The following is a 16863-nucleotide window of genomic DNA, read 5'->3' as shown; positions in this document are numbered from 1 at the left end:
TTTGTAGTTAATGGTAAAAAAATATAGTTAACTCACTAAGTTCTTATTATATATATTCTATAGACTTAGTGATTAACTATATTTTATATTAAACTTATATTATAACTTCTCTTCCTAAATTAATCTCACTAATCTCTTTATTATTAAATATAGTTAGTCTAAAATCTAAATTAAACTCTTCAAATTTACATCTATATTTATCTAACTGCCATTGTCCACATGAGTTAGTTCCCACAGCATTTTGTTTATAATCTATATTAAATACTATATAATCTCTTTTTTGTAAATCTACAGTATGTTTAGCATACTCTAAATCTGTATCTTCATAATAAGAAGCACTGAAATCAAACTTATCTTTTGCTATAGCCATCAAACTCATACCTCTATCATTTTTTAAACTAACCCAAGAACAGTCACTTATATTTCCATTTTCTTGTGGTTTTACATAATTTGTGAATAACCCTTCAACTGTATTTTCATATATACCAAATAAATTAGCTTCTTTAGTATCTGAATATGACTCCCCAGGTCCTCTCCCTTTATACTTAACATTCTCTAAGTCCTTATTTAGTTTCATCTGAAGACCTATTCTAGGTAACATATCTGGAGCCATTTCAATTTTTCCAGCTGGTACCCCACTTACATTAATTAAAATATCTCCACTTCCAAATACCTTGTATTCATAATTTGACTTATAGTGCCAAGCAGAATTTGTAGTACCATTAATAGTTTCAACTTTAAATGTAAGTACATTATTATCTAAACTATACTCAATATTTCTAACAACTTCATGCATTAAGTGCATGAAATATTTTTTCTTGTAGTCTTCTACAATATACATATCATTGTCTATCGGAGCTCTCCAGAAATTTAATTTAGGTCCATCTTCCAGTATTTTATATCCATCTTTGGTTATATTTAGTATATTCCCTTTTACTAAGTCAAAATCTACTTGGAAACTTTCTCCTTTAACTATCAATTTGCAATGTTCTTTAATAACTTCAAGATTACCTTTTGGATCAATTTTAACTTTCTTAGTTTTTATTGGTAGTTCAAATTGTGCTGTAGCTAACTCATATCCTGACTTTGCCCAAGTACAATCTTTATTCAATACATACGATATATTTAAATAGTAATTGGCTCCATCAACTTTTTTGAAATCTAAATTATAAGGAAGTTTTATTTCACAATCATTTCTTCCTTCTATAGATGGCATATATACTCTTCCACTTTGGATTACTTTATCATCTTCCTTTATGTTGTAAATAAGATCTAATGAATTTAAATTCTTAAAATCATATCTATTTATAACTTTTATTAACCCTTTTTCTAAGTCAACAGGAAGTGTCTGTGCAGGCTCTATAACTTTCTTATATTCTAAAAGTCCTGGTGAAACTGTTCTATCTGGCATTATAAGTCCATCTATACAGAAGTTAATATTACTTGGATCATCTCCAAAATCTCCACCATATCTATAGTAAACCTCTCCGTTTTCATTTACTGTATGTATTCCATGGTCAAACCACTCCCATATAAATCCACCTTGTAACTTGTCATATTTGTAAAACAAATCTTGATAATCTTTTAAATTTCCTGGCCCATTTCCCATAGCATGGCAATATTCACATAATATATGAGGTTTCTTTATATCGTTTATTATAGTGTCCATTGTGAAGTTACTATCTCTTTCTAACCAAGTGTACATTGTACTATACACTTCTGATACAGGTCCATCTTCTTCTTGTACATTAAAATCTCCTTCATAATGTAAAATTCTTGTTGGGTCTAAGTCCTTACATTTTTTAGCCATAGCTTTAAAGTTACACCCAAATGAAGATTCATTTCCTAAAGACCACATTAATATAGATGGATGATTTTTATCTCTATTCATCATTCGTTCTAGTCTGCTTACATGAGCTAACTCCCAATTTGGATCATCACTTATCCATGCATAGTCTCCTGTTAGCTCAAAACCATGACATTCTAAATCCGTTTCATCTATTACATATAAGCCATACTCATCACATAAGTCATATAAATAATGTGAATTAGGATAATGAGCTGTTCTAACTGCATTTATATTATGTTGCTTCATTAAAACTATATCTTTCTCTATTTCTTCTTTAGCAACGACTCTTCCATTTTTAGGATTATAATCATGCCTATTTACACCTTTAAACTTTATAGCAACTCCATTTACTGTAAATGTCTCGCCTTTTATTTCAATTTTTCTAAATCCAACCTTCTGAGGTATAACTTGAACAATATCTTCGTCTTTATACACACTAATTAACAATGTATATAGGTTAGGTTCTTCTGCACTCCATTTTAAAGGGCTTTTTACATTTTTTGAAAACTTAAAGTTTGAATAAATATCTACTAATTCTTCAAAAATAACTTTCTTATTTATATCTAATAACTCAAATTTAATCTTTTGGTTTTCATATTTTCTAAATTTCAAATCAATATTTAAAGTTCCATCATTATAGTCTTCATCTAAATCTGTAACTACAGTTATATCCTCTACCCCTAACAAAGGTTCAGTGTATAGTTCTACATCCCTAAAAATTCCACTTAGCCACCACATATCTTGATCCTCTAAGTAAGTTCCATCACTCCATTGATATACTCTTACACAACATTCATTATTTCCACATCTTATATACTCTGTTATATCAAATTCTGATTGAATTCTAGCCCCTTTACTATATCCTACCTCTTGTCCATTTATCCATACATTATATGCAGAGTCAACTCCATTAAACTTTAATATTACTTTTTCACTTATCCAAGACTCATCTATAAAGAAATTTCTCTTGTATATCCCAGTTGGATTTTCTGTAGGAACATATGGAGGATTTATAGGGAAGTTATACCATAAATCAGAATAATGCATTTTACCATATCCTTGTAGTTGCCAATTTCCAGGAACTATTATATCATTCCAGTTATCTGTCTTAAATTCTTCTTTATAAAATCCTTCTGGCGAATACTCAGGAGCATCTAAAAATAAAAATTTCCAACTTCCGTTTAAGCATTTATAGTTATGTGTATACTTTTTTTCTCCTATTAACGCTAATTTTTCAGATGAAAAGCTTAAAAAATGTGCTCTTGAATTTAGCCTATTTATACCATCTATATTTATATTTTCCCAAAGCTTCATATAACTTCTACCTCTCTTAGTTCACTCATTTAGTTATCCCCCTATTTTTCCAGAAATCATTTTCCTATTTAATTTTATAATACACACTTTTGAATTGTGTCTCAATGTTCTAATGTTGCTATAATTTGTATTATTGTTGCATTTTAAATTGACACTTACATAATTTTAATTTAAATTCATATTAGGAAAACATTTTTAAGAAAGGATCTTTATGAATAAAATAGGAATTTTTTCAACAGATTTAAAACCAAGCTCAGAGTTATATATATTTGAATGCGGATTTGAGTATTGCGAACCTAGAGACCCTTATCAGTACGAACATATAGATTACTATTTAATACATTATATAATTGAAGGTGAAGGTTTATTTTTTATAAAAGACCAAGTACATCATTTAAAGGCTGGGGATGGTTTTTTTATACCACCTAACACAGATAACAATTACTATCCTACTAATGAAAATCCTTGGGTTTATCGTTGGATTGGTGTAAATGGTTCTAAAGCAAAGGAGCTTTTTAGTTTATGTGGTTTTTCAGATGAAAATTATATTTTTAAATATAATAAAGATAATAGTGTCGATAAATTATTTGAAAATGTGTATTTAAATTGCAATTCAAATAGTTTGTTTAATGCACTAGGATACTTATACCAAATACTATCATTACTTATGAGTGAACATTCAAATTTGTCTTTACAAAAAAAATCCATATCTCAGTGTTATATATCTAAATCACTGGAATTTATTGATAATAATTTTAATAAAAATATTTCTGTTTCAGATATATCTGATTTTTTAAATATTGATAGAAGCCACTTTTATAAAATATTTAAATTGCATATGATGACTACCCCTCAACAATATCTAATTGAGTATAAATTAAAAAAGGCATGCGATTTACTAAGAAAAAGTAGCTACTCCGTGTATGAAATTAGCAACTTAGTTGGCTTTTCTTCTCAGTCACACTTTTCAAAGACTTTTAAAAGAAATCTTAGTTTAACACCTCTTGAATATAGATATTTATTTATAAAATAAAAAGTAGTATATCAAAGATTTGATATACTACTTTCAAAACACTTTATCTAATAATTATATAATTTACCTTTAGCATTCATTTTTGATATTATTTTATAACATACTAAACCACCTAGTATAATTCCTATTCCTCCTAAAATTCCCATTGGCATAGGACCTATAAATGGATTCGATATATTGCCTTTCATAAATAGCACTCCAGTTCCTGCAAATCCATTTATCATAGCGTGTGATATAACTGCTGGTATACAGCTTTTAGTTTTTAATGTTACATAAGAAAGAATTGAACCTGCAAATATACAAAATATTGTCATTGCAAATATTCCACCCCAAGGTGCAGTAGGATAGCCAAGCCCATAGTTATGCCCCATAGCAATCATAGGAGTATGCCATATTCCCCATATTACTCCACTTATGATAGTTGCTTTTAGTGGTGTGAATTTTTCTAATAAGTTTGGAAGTAAATATCCCCTCCACCCAAGTTCTTCACCTAAACATGGAATAAAGTTTATTACAGGTGCTACAAAAATAGATGTAGCAATTTGAGTCAATAGCATTGCTTTTAATTGATTGTCACTTGGTATTGACTGCCCTGCTGAAGATAATTGTTCTTTTGTTGCATTTATCATTGTACTCATACTTCCATCAAAGTTTCCAGGGAATACTAAGTAATATACTACAATTCCCAAAATTATAAGTAAAAATGGTAAAAGCCATGCAATTAAGTAATATTTTATATTTCCCTTTAAATTTGGTTTAATCCACACATCTTTAATACTACCTTTTGTTATTATCGTTGTTAATATAACTCCTATAGCTGGCATAAACATGCATCCCATTATAATTACAATAGCATATGGATTTTTATATCCATCTTGTATCATAAGTCCAAACGCTATAACCCAAGTTAATATAAATGTTATAGCTAAAAAAGTCTTTACTTTTTTCATAAATTCAACCTCCTTTATAAGTTCTATTTGTTATATATATACTATAACAGATAGAAAAGTGTTCCGCAATATAAAGTAAAAAGATAGATCTTATTAGACCTATCTTTTTATTTGCTATATAATAAAATCCTCATCCTCTAGTTCTTCATAAATTCCTTTTTGATATCCATTACCTTTAGTTGAAAAGAAATCATGTGATTTAGTTTCAGTGCTTAATCCATTTAAAACTATAGGATTTATTTTTCCTACCTCATAATACTTATCAAACCCTAAATTTTCTAAAGCTCTATTAGCATTATACTGTAAGAATGTTATAACTTCTTCAACAAGTCCACTTTCGTTATAAATCTTTTTTGTATACTCTATTTCATTGTCCATTAAATTTTTAAATATCTTATACACATTGTTCTTTAACTCTAATTTATCTTCATCGTTAAAACTATCATATATTTCTTGAGCTAAAAGCCCTATATATTTGCCATGTAAAGATTCATCTCTAAGTATTAAAGATATTATTTCTCCACTTGCAACCATCTTACCTTGACCAGCTAAGTATAACGGGTAAAAGAATCCTGAATAGAACAAGAAACTTTCTAAAAACACACTCGTTACCATAGATAGGTATAGACTTCTTTGATCATTAGTATTTTCGTATTGAGCTAATATTAAATCAGCTTTTTTTTGTAATGTTGGTTCTGTTTCTATCCAATTAAACAAGTCCTCTATTTGAGGAGTAGTTAAAAGTGTCATAAATATAGATGAGTAGCTTTTGGCATGTATTTCTTCCATTGTTCCCATAAAAGATAAAACAGCTTTTCTTTGAAGGTTATCAGTTAAACTCATCATAGACGGAACTCCATTATTTCCTTGTTTTGTATCTAATAACGTAAGTCCTGCTAAAACTTTTTTGTATAATTCTTTTTCACTTTCACTTAAATCTGCCCAAGTTTTTAAATCCTTAGAAACAGATATTTCTTCTGGTAGCCAAAACTGTTTTACATTTTGATCCCAAAACGCTTGTGTAAAACCATCATCTTCAACATTCCAGTTTACAGCTTTGTGTATTGCATTTGCCTTAAATGTCATATAAAATCCCCCTATACTGAACACATTAAACACTCATTTGTGTCTCTTGTCATCTTTGTTCTTGTGTAATATAAACTTTTCAATCCTTTTTTATATGCATATATATAATATCTAGCTATATCTCTAGTTGTTTTATCATCTGTTACAAACAGTGTAGTAGATATTCCTTGGTCAACATGCTGTTGAACTGTAGATACAACATCTATTACATGTTTCATATCCATTCTATATGCTGATTGATAATAAAGCATATTTTCATTAGTTAAAAATGGCATAGGATAAATAGTTGTAGAATCTCCATAGGTTCTAACTTCAACAGGTTCCATAATTGGCATTATACTTGAAGTTGCATTTTGCACATAACTTATACTTTGTGTTGGAGCTATCGCTGTTAAATATGCATTATATATTCCATTTTCCTTTACTTTATCTAAAAGATTAGCCCAGTCTTTAGTCGTTGGTATATATATACCTTCAAATAATGACTTTACTTTGTCTGTTTTAGGTAAATAAGATTCTGTATAGTATTTTGAAAGAACTTTACTTTTAATACCTTTAGCATATTCCGAATTTTCAAATCCATCAAATGTAGTCTTCTTTTCTATAGAAAGTTCCATAGAAGCTTTTATAGCATAATATCGTATCATAGCAAAAAATACATTTGAAAAATCTATAGCTTCTTTAGAAGTATATAGTATATTTTCTCTAACTAAATACCCATGTAAATTCATCGCTCCAAGTCCTATTGCATGTGATGCTTTATTTCCATTTTTTATAGTTGGAACTTCATTTATATTTGTATTATCTGATACAAAAGATAATGCTCTTATAGCTGTATTCACTGTTGATTCAATATCTTTATTATCCATAACATTTGCTATATTTAAAGACCCTAAATTACAACTTATATCTTGCCCCCATACATTATTTCCTCCATATCCTTTTATATCTGAAGGTGTCTGATATTGGAATATCTCACAACATAAATTTGACATTTTTATCATGCCTACATCTTTTAGTACATGTTCTTTATTTGCTGTATCTATAAATACTACATATGGATATCCACTTTCTTGTTGCATCTGTGCTATTTTAGTTAGCATTTGTCTTGGATTTATTTCTTTTTTTATTATGTCATTATCTTCAACTAACTTGTCATACCATTCATCCATGTATATTTCATCTAAGTGTACTCCATATTTTTTGTAAACAGAATGAGGATAAAAAGCATATGCAATTTCATTTTTTTCCGCTAACTCCATAAATTTATCGGGTATAATTGCACCTAAAGATAATGATGCTAATCTTATTTTTTCATCAGCATTTATTTTTTTAGTATCCATTAACATCTCAAAATCTGGATGAAAAACTGTTAAATAAGCTGCTCCTGCTCCTTGCCTTGCTCCCATTTGATTAAAGTATGTAAAAGATTGTTCTAACATTTTTGCAACTCCAACCACACCTCCAGCAGCTCCATCTATATCTTTTATAGGTTCCTTGCTAGCTCTAAGTCTAGATAAATTTAGTGCAACTCCACCACCTATTTTTGATAAGTGATTAGATGAAGATACTGCATAAGATATTCCTTCTGTACTATCTTCTACTGATATTAAAAAACAAGAAACCATTTCTCCAGCTCTTTGTCTACCTGCATTTAAAAATGTTGGTGTAGCTGGTTGGAATTCTTGTCTTATAAGCTTTATAGCTAAGTTTAAAGCTAAGTCTTCATTTCCATCTCCTAATGCTAATGCAACTATTAAAACTTTATCATTGTAGTTTTCTAATATTTCTTTTCCATCATTACTTTTAAGTGCATAATTTTGATAAAATTTATTCGCACTCATATATGATTTAAACGAGAAATTTTCATTTTCTATCGCCTTATAAGTCTCTTTTATAAATTTTATAGAGTATTTATCTATTATGTCTTTTGAATAATAGCTATTTTCTAATAAAAAAGTTAATCGCTCTTCAAATGTATTAAACTTTTTCATTCTTGGATAAATGTGTTCATCTAAATAACTATTTAATGCCTCTATATCTTTTTCTAGTTGATATTTTCCATTTTTATCTTTGATTATTACTTCATTGTTGAGTTTAATATACTTCATTTTTTCCCACCTTTGCAAAATAGATAAATATTTTAAATACAATATATAGTAATAAAACTATTTTCATTGTACTACATATTGTATATACACCATTTTTATTTATCTTAATCTAATATTATTTACTTTAATTTTTTTATATTAATATCTTATAGATTTTCCAAGGTTTTCAGTTTTAAAAATTTTTTAAAATAAAATTTTATCTTTACATTAACAATAGTTTATATTATAATAAATATCAGTGGGAACTTATGCTCAGACATAAGTATACGCTAGCCCATAAAAAAGGTTGTGAGATTTTCTCACAACCTTTTTTTATTATCATTTAGAAGCTTCAATTAATTTCTCAACATAATTTTTATTCATATACATTAATTTTATTTCTTCTGATGATTCACTGTAATAATCAATAGTAATCTTACCTACATTATTTTTAGATTGAATAGGATTCGTTTTAAATTCAACAGCTTGTATATCTCTTCCTCTTAAAATATGTATAGTCCTAAATAATCCCCCGTTTACAGCTCTCACTTTTTTATTATCCACACTAATGTTTAAATTTCTTATTTTAAGTGCAGAGTTTATCAAAGTTAATATAATAGTTAAATTAATAAACCAAACCCATTGTGTTTTTAGTATTAAATAACACACTATAGAAGTAATAAAAATTAACAAAACTGGCTTTATTAAAATAGAGAATTTACCCTTTTCTATCCCATTCCCAGTTCCTTTAAAGCTCCATTCTGGAATAAATTCTTTTATAACATCATTAATTTCATTTAAAGATCCTATTGGATACATTATAATTTTCTCATTTCCTTCGCCTGTATAACCTTTAATAATTAAATTTAATTCATATATATTTAAAAATTGTCTTATTGGATTTGATTTAATTTTGATAAGTTTTATATTATTATCTTTAAATGAAAACTCTTTTGTACTAAATAAACCATAAGCTATCTTTATATTGTTGTTCTCTTTTAATAAAGTAAAGTTATAGTACTTAACAACATAATATACAGTTGCAATAAGTTTTAGTATGATTAAGAAAATTAAAAGTCCCGCAACAATCAATAAAATAGTCATACTTTGCGAATTATTTTTAAAAGCTCCATCTATAATATTTGATAAGTAGTCTGAACTTATAAAATCATCTAGCTTTCCTAAGATATTAAAAATAAAAATCAATGCAACAAATAAGTTAAAACTTGTAAACCCATATATAACTAACTTTTTAGTTTCTATCTTTTTTTCTTTTATTTCTTTAGACTCTTCATTGTCTTTTATATTATTAACTACATACTCTTCATTTACATCACCTAAGCATTCCTTATTCAAATTATTAAGAGAAAAAGATTTTAGTATATCAATTTGTTCATTATTCAAACTCATTTTTATATCGTCTATACCAAAATCTTTTGAAGGACTTTCTATTTTAACAATTTTATATGCTAATAATCTTTCTATCAAATTCTGTGATATATCCATAGACTTAAAACTTTTCTTTGGTATTATTAATGTTTCCTTTGAAAATATTCCCTTATAATAATGTATTTCATTATCTTTTATACTTATATACTCATACTTCCATCCTATTATTGAAAATATAATCTCTAAAACTACAAACAACACTATCGCTATCCAAAACCATTGTTTTAGAAATACTATAAAAAGTACACCTAGTCCAAAATTGCTGATAGTCCCTTTTATAAGCTTATAAATTAAACTCTTCCAATTATTTCTTATTTTTATGTTTTCATTTGTGAAGCTTTTATTTTCATAATTAGTTTTATTGTCATTAAGTTCTTCATTCATAATTATGCATCAAGCTCCTCTCTAACATTTTCATTGATTTTAATCTTTAAAAACTCTCTAATTTTCTCGACTTCTTCTTTATCAAGATTAGGAATTTTATAGCTTCCACCTGCAGTTCCAATCTTAACATCAGCTAAATTAAATTTTCTATTTATAGGTCCCTCTGATAAGTTTACATTTTGAATTCGTACAATTGGAATTGTGACACTTCTCTTTAAAAATATTCCTTCAGTAAAAGATATTTCTTCTTCATTTATCCTATAACTCCATTGCTTATATTCAAAGAATGGTTCTATGTATGCGGATATTGAAATTAAAACAACAATAATCAATATAATCATGTTTATCCATAATATATAGTTGTCAAGAATATAGTTAACTGTATTTATCTCAAGTATAGGTAGAACTAATCTTAACACTAAATAAATAGATATAAAGATTATTAATCCAATTGTTCTTCCTATAATCCAAGATTTAATAGCTTTATTACTAAGTTTTTTATCCATATCTAACCCCCATGAAAATTTGTTAATCTTTTCCTAAAATATCATATATCAAATAATAATTCAACTTACAAAAAAAGATTAACTTTTATTAATTAAAGTTAATCTTTTTTAGTCAAAATTTATAAACTATTTCTTTATTTTCATTACTAATCCTTCTATATCCATAACTCTATCTAAGTAATACCATTTACAATCAAACCCAAAATTAGCATACTTATCTTTCTTTTCATAATTAGAAGCTTTTTTAGTATAGAACTTATATTCTTTCTTTCCATCCTTTTTATTTACAACTTCATATCTTAAACTCTCTATAAATTTAGTTTCTAAATATCCATATAATTGAACTCTTTTTATATCATAAATATTTTTAACTAAATATTTTTTAATTGGATGTTTTTTATCTTCAACTTCTAGATTTAGATGTGCTCCAATATAATATTGGTTTTTATTTTTTGATTCGATTTCTTTTTTATCTATTATAAGTCTATTATGAATATCTTTGTCTATATAAGTTTTTATACCTATTTTATTACTTTTTAAGGTATCTGGCTTAAGACCCCTATATTTAAAATAATTTAAAACTGCACATTCTCCTATCTTGTCTGCAAATACTATTTGTTTTGCAATTTCTTTTTGCATTTTTTCATCTTTGACAGATGCTGGTACTAATACTTTATAATCATTAGATTCTTCTATATATTTTTCAGCATATTTTTTACATTCTTCAATTTGATCTTCTGTTATATTAACCGATTTTGTTACTAATGTATCAAATTTATGCTTTACCTTAATATTTTTTACATTTATTAAATATTTACTTTTTGCATTTATATAAGTCACTTTTAAATCTCCTTAAATTTTATTGTTAAAATTTCACATAGTAATACATTACATTAAAAACAACTTATTTTCAAGAAGCATATTTAACCACATATATAATTTTTATATTATAAATTATATATTTTAATTATATTGTTTTTTATTTAATGTTTAATGCATAGTATGATACTATAGTTTTATATAGAGGAAAATTTAACCAGGGAGGGATTTTATGACTTACTTATTGTTACTTTTTATGTTTATTTCTTTAACATTCTTATTATATTTCACGTACAAACCTTATAAAAATTATCGTGGAATATCTAAAACAATAACTAGTATATTATTTGTATTTATTGCTATAAGTGGATACATTGAAAATAATACTAACTTTGCATATTTCATATTTATATTATTAGGTCTTATATTTTCATTATTTGGAGATGTTTTTCTTATATATGCAAAAGAAAGCGAATCTACTATGAGTAAAAACTTTATATATGGCCTTTTAAGTTTTAGCTTTGCACATATATTTTTTTCTGTAGGTTTTATATCAATTAGTGATTTTAGCATATACACTATAATTTTCACACTAATTTTATCATCTATTTCTCTATTATTTTTAAAGTCCATAAAAGGATTAGATTTTAAAGGAATGTTTAATTATGTGGCTTTTTACGCTATAGTTATTAGTTTTATGTTTGCTCAATCATTAAATTTGTATTTATCAAATAGCTTTAGCTTTGATATTTTAATAGTTACAATAGGTGCATTGTTATTTGTACTATCTGATTTAATATTAGCTTTTGATTATTTTTATAAAAATTCACCTAAAATTCTTGGAGCGTTAAATTTATTAGTTTACTATAGTGCTCAAGCTCTAATTGCACTAAGTGTATTCCATGTAAAAAAGGTTTAAGTATTAATTTAATACTTAAACCTTTTTTTGTTATACATTAAATGATAATTTAGGAATTTCAATATTTTTATCTTCTTTTATTTCTTTTACTTTCATATTTTTATAGAAATTGTAATATAAAAAGCTAATACTTGTTAACATAAATACTATAGATACAAAAACATCTATACAAAATGCTTTATTATCAATACTTGAGTTATTTTCAAAAAGTTTTGGTAAGCTAAAAAACGAATCATAATTTTGTCTTTTTTCATAATTATTTATTGAAGCATTTTTTAGTTTATTTTGTATTGTTTCATCTACTTTAGAACTTTTTTCCCAGTTATTATAATCATATCCAGTTACATTAACTGTAGTATTCCCAAAGTCTTTTTCTAACTGTGAATATATTTTATCATTTACTACTACAACCCATATTCCAACACCTTTTGGAAGTATTTTTCCTGTAGCAATACCTTTTACATTTAAATTATAAAGACCTATATCAAAATCTTTAAATTTGCTTATTTTATTTTTATATTTTTCATTATCAAACCTTGGTACAATTAAAGTTTCATTTACTCCTAAGTTAACCGTATCTAAATTAAGTTGTTTTGCTAATTTATTAAATTCTGAGTTCTTTATTGCATACTTACCTTCGTTATTTATATTTAATAACTTATAATCTGTTTTTTGATATTTATAGCCTGATTCATTTAATGTATCTTCAATAGATGATAATTGCTCATCATTCATATAATTGTAGCTTGAAGACATATAGTTTAATATAAATGGATAATCTGATTTCTTTGTTTCTATTTTATTACTAACAACTAAAAGTATAGTACTTGTACATGCTATGGCTGCTAAAAGTATAGCCATAGTTATATATACTAGTCTTAAATTCTCTTTTTGCTTGTAAAAATATTTAAATTCTTGAAATTTTAATATTTTCATGACTATCTGCAACCTTTCTTTATCTTTATGTAATAATAATATACTAATTATAAAGTTTTTAGTATCTATATAAATTACATTTAAGTTACACTTTTGTAAGATAGAATTTTGGTTGCAAATTATTTAATTCTTAAGCTTCAAAAAACTCTTTTGCATACTTAACTACTCCATTTACAGTTTTTAATGAAGTTGGTTCAAGCTCTATAACCATAAAGTTTTCGCTTGGTACATCAAATGGTGGATTTACTCCAAATTCTTTAGCTTCTTTAAATCCAAATTTTGGATAGTATTTTTCACTTCCAAGAACTACAACCGAATTATACCCTAAGCTTTTCGCAATACGTAAGCCTTCACTTATTAACTTACTACCTATTCCTTGTCTTTGATATTTAGGTAATACCGAAAGTGGAGCTAATGCAAGTGATTCTGTCTTTAAGTCGTTGTTTTCTATTGATATTTTAGTAAACATAATATGCCCAACTATAGTTTTATCACAAGTTGCTACAAGTGATAACTCTTGTATATAACTATCTGAGTTTCTAAGTCTATTTACCAAATCTTGTTCACTTCCATCAGAGTGCTCTGCACTTTTAAATGATTCCTTTATTAGATTATATATTTCTTCTCTATCTTTCAACTGTTCTTTTCTAATATTTATACCCACTCTATTTCCTCCTTAAGCGTAAAAAAATATTACATAAAGTATATCAAATATAATTACCTTATGTAATATTTTAAATTGGAATTATTAATTATAATTAAAGTTTACACAACTTGTCTTTTACCTAGTTTATATATTAGATATAATACTATAGGTATACTTACAATCCCAATTGAAACTATGACATTTAAGTATAGTGTAGGATTTCCAAATATATTGTAGGTACTTATATTTCCAAACATACTTATTGGTCCTATTAAGTTTTCTATATTTAATTCCATAAAAATCTTAGTCAACATATATGTAGGCATAATTTTAGCTAAAAATCCAGGTCCTAGTAATATCACTACATTGATTGCAAAGGATATCATATCATTTTTGCTAATTAATGATACTAACATAACTAATAATGTAAATAATACAACTCCTATATAGCTAACCAATAACCCCATCATATAAAATGTCCCTATATTCATAATATATGGTGTCCTTGCATAACTAGGTAAAAATCCTAATGGTAAATTCCATCCATCAAAGCCATGCATACCCAGGATAGCAACTTGTATCCCATTTATAACCAAAAATATTATTGTAGAGAATAATAAACCCGATATAACTTTTGCTAGCGTTAATCTTCCTTGTCCATTTTTTGAACTAAATATTATTGATGCAGTGTTACTTTGATATTCATTACTAAATATAGTACATATGGATACAATTATCAAAATAGCCATCCACAGTGGATTTATATTAAATTCTGTTGCATTGTTCCAACCAAATTTAAAGTAAAATTTAGGTATTGGTTTTTTTTCAATTAAATCATGTATATATTTAAATTCTTTATATTCATAACTACTTTTATCTCCATCTTTTTCTAATTTAGCAATCTCTTTTTTTATATCATCAAATTTATAAAATCTATTATTTATCAAATATTCAGGGTTTACCCACATATAAAAATCATTTATACCATACGCTGATACTCTCTCTTTATCTGTAACATATTCTCCTTTATTATCTTTTTCTCTTATCTGTATATCATTCTTTTCTAAATAATCCTTTTTTTCTTCAGTTATAACTTGTCCTTCATATTCCTGTCCTAATTTTTTTATATTTTCATAACTTTTTAATCCTTTTTCCTTTATGTCTAAATAATCACTTATAGATGGTAATACAGATGATATTATGCATATTAATATTAACACTAACACTGATTTTTTAGAAAATATCTTATATAATTCAAATTTTATTAACTCCTTCATAACTATTCCCCCTAAAAGCTAATCTTTTCATCAAAGTAATATAAAAACAAATCTTCCAAACTAGGATTTTCATCTATTACATCAACATCTTTTATATGTATATTTTCATGACCTACAACTCTAACTAGAATATGGTCTTTCTCCCTTACTATATTAGAAACTTTAAATTCATTTTGAACTTTATGAAGCATATCTTCTCTTATTCTTAAGCTATGTACTTTCCCTTTAATACTCTTTAAAAGTTCATTTGGAGTGTCTTTTTCAACTAATTTACCATCTTTCATAATAATTATTTCATTTGATATAAACTCTACATCTGAAACTATATGAGTAGATAATATTACTATTTTATCTTTTGATATCTCAGATATTAAATTTTTAAATCTTATTCTTTCATTAGGATCTAGACCTGCAGTTGGTTCATCTAATATTAAAACTTTTGGATCATTTAAAAGTGCTTGAGCAATTCCTAATCTTTGCTTCATACCTCCTGAAAATTTACCTATTTTTCTATTTCTATCTTTTTCTAGGTTCACAAATTTTAAAAGTTCATCTATTTTTACTTTTGAATATTCTTTTTCCAAACCTTTTAAGGTAGATACATACTCTAAAAATTTTTGTGCCGTAAATGTTTTGTAAAATCCTACATCTTGTGGTAAGTATCCAAGCAAACTTCTATAATCTGACCCTAATTCAGATTTACTTTTTCCATTTAAGTATACTTCTCCACTAGTTGCATTTGAAACATCAGCTATTATTCTCATAAGAGATGTTTTTCCTGCTCCATTAGGTCCTAATAAACCGTATATACCATTATTTAAAGTCACATTAAAATCACTTACTGCTATTTTATCTTTAAATGATTTATTTATATTTTTTAATACTAATTCCATTTAATTTCCCCCTAAAAATCTAAGTTTTTATAATCTATAAAGTTTATACTTTTTTTATAAAATAATTTTGATGCAATAATTGTAAGTACAAATAGCAATATAAGGACTAAAAACAACTTATAGTTCTTTACATTTACTATATAGTTAATAGTGTCGTTATCTACCATATTGCTTACAACCATCCACATACTTGTAGATAATACTATACTGTTCATTCCCCTATAGATAGATGCTAATATCAGTGATATTAATGATATAAAGCAAGTTGGAATTAAACATATATTTATTATCCTTAACAAGCTAACTTCAGAATAAGTTCCTGTTAATATTAAACTAGTTACTAAAGTTAAAGCTATAGCCGTTGTAGATATTATTACTAACTTTGCAAATAGTATTTCTCTAAATGAATATTTATAGCTTAATTCTAACTCCCACATATTTTCTTCTTTTCCTCGCAATATTTCAGCTAACCCAATAAGTATTGGTATAGGAGATACAGTGTATGCACATAAGTATGGATTTAAATTAAGTTTTATAGTTCCAATTACTCCACATAAAACAAGTATTATAGATGCAATTAAGTACAACTTATTAAATATCTTAAATTGCATTTTTAACAATCCTATACTAGTTCTAACTTTACTATATAAATCCATATTTTCATTTTTAATTATTTCTTCATTTTTATTTTGTGGCATATAATGTCTTAATT

Annotated in this window: 14 protein-coding genes; 2 read left to right on the top strand and 12 right to left on the bottom strand. The window is 26.1% G+C overall.

Going from position 1 to position 16863, the window contains the following annotated elements:
- Positions 1–94: 94 nt before the first annotated feature.
- Complete coding sequence (gene ebgA, locus RWY47_RS09590; protein WP_224170626.1) at positions 95–3163, bottom strand: beta-galactosidase subunit alpha; 3069 nt, start codon at positions 3161–3163, stop codon at positions 95–97.
- Positions 3164–3374: 211 nt separating this feature from the next.
- On the opposite strand from ebgA, the gene RWY47_RS09585 reads away from it, so the two are divergent.
- Positions 3375–4196 (top strand): AraC family transcriptional regulator, encoded by an 822-nt coding sequence (locus RWY47_RS09585; protein WP_142730084.1) that lies wholly within the window; start codon positions 3375–3377, stop codon positions 4194–4196.
- A 47-nt stretch (positions 4197–4243) separates the two neighbouring features.
- Here RWY47_RS09585 and RWY47_RS09580 read toward each other — a convergent pair whose 3' ends face one another.
- The 6 genes from RWY47_RS09580 to RWY47_RS09555 all read right to left on the bottom strand — a co-directional run bounded on the left by RWY47_RS09580 (position 4244) and on the right by RWY47_RS09555 (position 11501).
- Positions 4244–5146, bottom strand: coding sequence for a CPBP family intramembrane glutamic endopeptidase (locus tag RWY47_RS09580; protein ID WP_025161937.1), 903 nt, complete (start codon positions 5144–5146; stop codon positions 4244–4246).
- Between the two features lie 114 nt (positions 5147–5260).
- The gene (gene nrdF, locus RWY47_RS09575; RefSeq protein WP_025161938.1) at positions 5261–6232 is read right to left on the bottom strand and encodes a class 1b ribonucleoside-diphosphate reductase subunit beta; all 972 of its coding nucleotides are present in this window, start codon (positions 6230–6232) and stop codon (positions 5261–5263) included.
- 11 nt (positions 6233–6243) lie between these two features.
- Positions 6244–8343 (bottom strand): class 1b ribonucleoside-diphosphate reductase subunit alpha, encoded by a 2100-nt coding sequence (nrdE, locus tag RWY47_RS09570; RefSeq protein ID WP_142730086.1) that lies wholly within the window; start codon positions 8341–8343, stop codon positions 6244–6246.
- Between the two features lie 318 nt (positions 8344–8661).
- Positions 8662–10155, bottom strand: a complete 1494-nt coding sequence (locus RWY47_RS09565) for a PH domain-containing protein (RefSeq protein WP_224170625.1) — start codon at positions 10153–10155, stop codon at positions 8662–8664.
- A 2-nt stretch (positions 10156–10157) separates the two neighbouring features.
- Positions 10158–10661 carry a PH domain-containing protein gene (locus RWY47_RS09560; RefSeq protein ID WP_150842697.1) on the bottom strand — a complete coding sequence of 168 codons (504 nt, stop codon included), beginning with the start codon at positions 10659–10661 and terminating at the stop codon, positions 10158–10160.
- Between the two features lie 126 nt (positions 10662–10787).
- On the bottom strand, positions 10788–11501 hold the full coding sequence (locus RWY47_RS09555; RefSeq protein ID WP_224170624.1) for a hypothetical protein: 714 nt from the start codon (positions 11499–11501) through the stop codon (positions 10788–10790).
- A gap of 211 nt (positions 11502–11712) precedes the next feature.
- Between RWY47_RS09555 and RWY47_RS09550 the strand changes: the two genes are divergently transcribed.
- Complete coding sequence (locus RWY47_RS09550; protein WP_224170623.1) at positions 11713–12399, top strand: lysoplasmalogenase; 687 nt, start codon at positions 11713–11715, stop codon at positions 12397–12399.
- Positions 12400–12429: 30 nt separating this feature from the next.
- Here the strand turns inward: RWY47_RS09550 and RWY47_RS09545 are convergent, their stop codons facing one another.
- From RWY47_RS09545 to RWY47_RS09525, 5 genes are all read right to left on the bottom strand, one after another.
- On the bottom strand, positions 12430–13335 hold the full coding sequence (locus RWY47_RS09545) for a hypothetical protein (protein ID WP_150842696.1): 906 nt from the start codon (positions 13333–13335) through the stop codon (positions 12430–12432).
- 130 nt (positions 13336–13465) lie between these two features.
- Positions 13466–13999 (bottom strand): GNAT family N-acetyltransferase, encoded by a 534-nt coding sequence (locus tag RWY47_RS09540; RefSeq protein ID WP_150842695.1) that lies wholly within the window; start codon positions 13997–13999, stop codon positions 13466–13468.
- Between the two features lie 101 nt (positions 14000–14100).
- Positions 14101–15258 (bottom strand): hypothetical protein, encoded by a 1158-nt coding sequence (locus tag RWY47_RS09535; RefSeq protein WP_224170622.1) that lies wholly within the window; start codon positions 15256–15258, stop codon positions 14101–14103.
- 11 nt (positions 15259–15269) lie between these two features.
- Complete coding sequence (locus RWY47_RS09530; protein WP_168931354.1) at positions 15270–16151, bottom strand: ABC transporter ATP-binding protein; 882 nt, start codon at positions 16149–16151, stop codon at positions 15270–15272.
- Between the two features lie 11 nt (positions 16152–16162).
- Positions 16163–16863 (bottom strand): hypothetical protein (locus tag RWY47_RS09525; RefSeq protein WP_316030309.1); only part of this gene is annotated, 701 nt, incomplete at its 5' end.

The organism is Paraclostridium sp. MRS3W1 (assembly GCF_032465715.1).
Lineage (GTDB): Bacteria > Bacillota > Clostridia > Peptostreptococcales > Peptostreptococcaceae > Paraclostridium > Paraclostridium dentum.
Note: the sequence above shows the minus strand (reverse complement) of the source record. Positions and strands in the feature narration are given on the sequence as shown.

Bases quoted from the DNA above. Each gene is read 5' to 3' on its own strand.
- RWY47_RS09580 (WP_025161937.1), bottom strand. From the start codon at position 5,146: ATGAAAAAAGTAAAGACTTTTTTAGCTATAACATTTATATTAACTTGG.
- ebgA (WP_224170626.1), bottom strand. From the start codon at position 3,163: ATGAAGCTTTGGGAAAATATAAATATAGATGGTATAAATAGGCTAAAT.
- RWY47_RS09585 (WP_142730084.1), top strand. From the start codon at position 3,375: ATGAATAAAATAGGAATTTTTTCAACAGATTTAAAACCAAGCTCAGAG.
- nrdF (WP_025161938.1), bottom strand. From the start codon at position 6,232: ATGACATTTAAGGCAAATGCAATACACAAAGCTGTAAACTGGAATGTT.
- RWY47_RS09545 (WP_150842696.1), bottom strand. From the start codon at position 13,335: ATGAAAATATTAAAATTTCAAGAATTTAAATATTTTTACAAGCAAAAA.
- RWY47_RS09550 (WP_224170623.1), top strand. From the start codon at position 11,713: ATGACTTACTTATTGTTACTTTTTATGTTTATTTCTTTAACATTCTTA.
- RWY47_RS09530 (WP_168931354.1), bottom strand. From the start codon at position 16,151: ATGGAATTAGTATTAAAAAATATAAATAAATCATTTAAAGATAAAATA.
- RWY47_RS09565 (WP_224170625.1), bottom strand. From the start codon at position 10,155: ATGAATGAAGAACTTAATGACAATAAAACTAATTATGAAAATAAAAGC.
- nrdE (WP_142730086.1), bottom strand. From the start codon at position 8,343: ATGAAGTATATTAAACTCAACAATGAAGTAATAATCAAAGATAAAAAT.
- RWY47_RS09560 (WP_150842697.1), bottom strand. From the start codon at position 10,661: ATGGATAAAAAACTTAGTAATAAAGCTATTAAATCTTGGATTATAGGA.
- RWY47_RS09535 (WP_224170622.1), bottom strand. From the start codon at position 15,258: ATGAAGGAGTTAATAAAATTTGAATTATATAAGATATTTTCTAAAAAA.